At 57.6% G+C, this 3,034-nt stretch carries 3 protein-coding genes; 2 read left to right on the top strand and 1 reads right to left on the bottom strand.

The window, feature by feature from the left end:
* The first annotated feature begins 27 nt into the window (after positions 1-27).
* Together AC1DRJ_RS22935 and fabF are read left to right on the top strand one after the other, a co-directional pair.
* Positions 28-822 carry an SDR family NAD(P)-dependent oxidoreductase gene (locus AC1DRJ_RS22935; protein WP_477804162.1) on the top strand — a complete coding sequence of 265 codons (795 nt, stop codon included), beginning with the start codon at positions 28-30 and terminating at the stop codon, positions 820-822.
* A 32-nt stretch (positions 823-854) separates the two neighbouring features.
* The gene (gene fabF / locus AC1DRJ_RS22930) at positions 855-2,129 is read left to right on the top strand and encodes a beta-ketoacyl-ACP synthase II (RefSeq protein ID WP_477804161.1); all 1,275 of its coding nucleotides are present in this window, start codon (positions 855-857) and stop codon (positions 2,127-2,129) included.
* Here fabF and AC1DRJ_RS22925 read toward each other — a convergent pair.
* Positions 2,126-2,683 (bottom strand): TetR/AcrR family transcriptional regulator, encoded by a 558-nt coding sequence (locus AC1DRJ_RS22925; RefSeq protein ID WP_477804160.1) that lies wholly within the window; start codon positions 2,681-2,683, stop codon positions 2,126-2,128. The genes fabF and AC1DRJ_RS22925 overlap by 4 nt on opposite strands.
* Positions 2,684-3,034 lie beyond the last annotated feature (351 nt).

Below are 3,034 nucleotides of genomic sequence, written 5' to 3'. Positions count from 1 at the left end.
CCTCAGACATGTCCCAGGAGCACAGTCATGACCTCCACCCAGTCCCAAGGCACCGCCCTCGTCACAGGTGCTTCTTCCGGTATCGGTGCTATCTACGCTGAGCGGTTCGCAGCGCGTGGTTTTGATTTGTTGTTGGTGGCTCGAGACGAGCAGCGGCTTGAGGCGGCAGCGACCAAATTGCGCGCCGAGCACGGTGTTCAAGTGGAAGTACTCAAGGCAGACCTGACACAAAGAGATGATGTACTGAAGATCGAACAGCGTCTTCGTAGCGACTCGAGTATCAGCCTGTTGTTGAACAACGCTGGCGTCGCGGCGGATGGGCTGCTGGCGAATGCCGACATGGAACAGTTGGAAAAGCTGATTCAACTGAATGTCACCACGGTCACACGTCTGGCTTCGGCGGCAGCCGCCAGTTTTGCCAAGGCCGGTCGGGGTTCTATCATCAATATAGCGTCGGTGGTGGCGTTGTTTCCGGAACGCTTCAATGCGACCTACAGCGCCAGTAAAGCGTATGTGTTAAGCCTGACTCAGTCCTTGAATGCCGAACTTGATGGCACCGGGGTCAAGGTTCAAGCCGTGTTGCCAGGTGTAACGCGCACCGAGATCTGGGAACGCTCCGGTATCGACGCTAGCCAGATTCCGGCGGACATGGTCATGGAAGCAGGAGAAATGGTTGATGCAGCGTTAACCGGCCTGGACCAGGGTGAACTGATCACCATTCCATCGCTGCCAAACGCCTCCGAGTGGGACGATTTTGTAAAGGCCCGCCTGGTAATGGCCCCGAATCTTTCCAAAAGTACGGCCGCCGCGCGTTACAAATAAGGCGCCTTCCATCGGCTTGAGGTAATTGCGACATGAACGATCGTCGAGTAGTTGTCACCGGCATGGGCCTGGTGTCGCCGCTAGGTAGCGGTGTAGAGGCTGTCTGGGAGCGTTTGCTGGCCGGGCGTTCCGGGTTGCGTCATTTGCCTGAAGAGGTGGTCGCTGATCTGCCGGCAAAGATTGGCGGCGCAGTACTTACCGTGGAGGAAGATCCCGAGGCGGGGTTTGACCCGGATCGGGCCACGTCCCCCAAAGAGCAGAAGAAGATGGACCGCTTCATTCTGTTTGCCATGGAGGCCGCACGGCAGGCGTTGGAGCAGGCTGGGTGGCAAGCGCTGGACCCACAAGCCCAGGAACGCACGGCCACCATTATCGGATCGGGAGTCGGTGGGTTCGGCGCGATTGCCGACGCGGTACGTACCACCGACAGTCGGGGACCTCGGCGACTGTCGCCCTTCACCATTCCGTCGTTCCTGGTCAATCTCGCCGCTGGTCATGTGTCGATCGAGCATGGATTCAAGGGCCCGTTGGGCGCTCCTGTGACGGCGTGTGCAGCCGGGGTGCAAGCGATTGGTGATGCTGCGCGGCTGATTCGTTGCGGCGAAGCGGACATTGCCGTGTGTGGCGGTGCCGAAGCCGCGATCGATCGGGTCAGCCTGGCCGGGTTCGCGGCGGCGCGTGCCTTGTCCAGTGGTTACAACGAAACACCTGAGCGCGCTTCTCGACCGTTCGACAGTGGTCGCGACGGCTTTGTGATGGGGGAGGGCGCGGGTCTTCTGGTGATTGAATCCCTGGAGCATGCCTTGGCGCGCGGGGCTCAACCGTTGGCCGAGGTGGTCGGTTACGGCACCAGTGCCGATGCCTATCACCTGACCGCAGGCCCGGAAGATGGTAGCGGTGCGCGCCGGGCAATGTCGCTGGCGTTGGCGCAAGCCGGTATTTCAGCGGCTCAGGTGCAGCATCTTAATGCGCATGCTACGTCGACGCCGGTTGGCGACCTCGGCGAATTGGCCGCTATCAAATCGTTGTTCGGTTCAGAAAACAAGGTGGCGGTGACGTCGACAAAATCGGCGACAGGGCATTTGCTCGGTGCGGCCGGCGGGATTGAGGCGATCTTCACGCTATTGGCGATTCGCGATCAGATCGTGCCGGCCACCCTGAATTTCGATAATCCGGACCCAGCCGCAAAAGGCGTGGACATCGTCCACGGTCAGGCACGGCCAATGGCTATCGAGTATGCGCTGTCCAACGGCTTCGGGTTCGGCGGGGTCAATGCCAGCGTGTTGTTCAGGCGCTGGCAGGATTAGTCCTGAAGTTGTTTAAGCATCGCGCGCGTTACGTCGAGAATCCGCCGGGCCAACTCGGGATTCTCGACACTGCGCGATAACAGCAATGCCCCGACCAGGGCGGACATTATGAAGATGCTCTGGTCCGCGGCATCCTCGCCTTCAAGGGCTCCTTCTATTTGTTGGAGTCGTGCGATGAGCACTACATCCGAGGTCGGGCTCGGCTGCCCACGCAAACCAAGTTCTGAAGACATGGTTGGCAACGGGCAGCCTTCATGAGGAGAGGTCTGATGCCATTCGGACAAATAAGCGTCGATGAAGGCATCCAGTGGGCGATCCTGGGCGAATAATTCGGCACAAACCGCTTCAACCTGCTCGCCAGCCGCTTGCAACGCCTTTTCAACCAGTTCGTCCTTGGACCTGAAGTGCGAGTAAAAGCCGCCGTGGGTCAACCCCAATGCTTTCATCAGTGGTTGCAGGCCAGTTGCCCCAATACCGTCCCGTCGGAATCTCGCTGAGGCTTCCTTGATAATGCGTTTGTGGGTCTGGGCTTTATGGTCCTGCGAGTAACGCATCTGAAATCTCCGCAACAATGCGCCATCTTAACCAATGAAAATAAGATGGTGTTTGTACTTCTACCTCTAAAAAGCATGCAGATGCGTCTAACGACGCTCTAAAAGCGTCAAAGACTTGTCAAAAAAAATGACTACTCCTTTATCAAAATTGATTGAGCAATCATTAGTGAAGTACTTCAGTAACGGAAAGTTCTTCGCCGACATGACGCTGGTGGAGAGAAATCTGGTGTTTGCCACTGCGCTAGAAAAATCAAACCCTGTCATTCACCGAGAATGACAGGGTTGATGGTTTAGCGGTCCTTCGCTTCCTTGGCATCCATTTCCGCATTGCGTTCAGCGACGCGTTTACGT

It is taken from the genome of Pseudomonas sp. P5_B2 (assembly GCF_056400445.1).
Note: the sequence above shows the minus strand (reverse complement) of the source record. Positions and strands in the feature narration are given on the sequence as shown.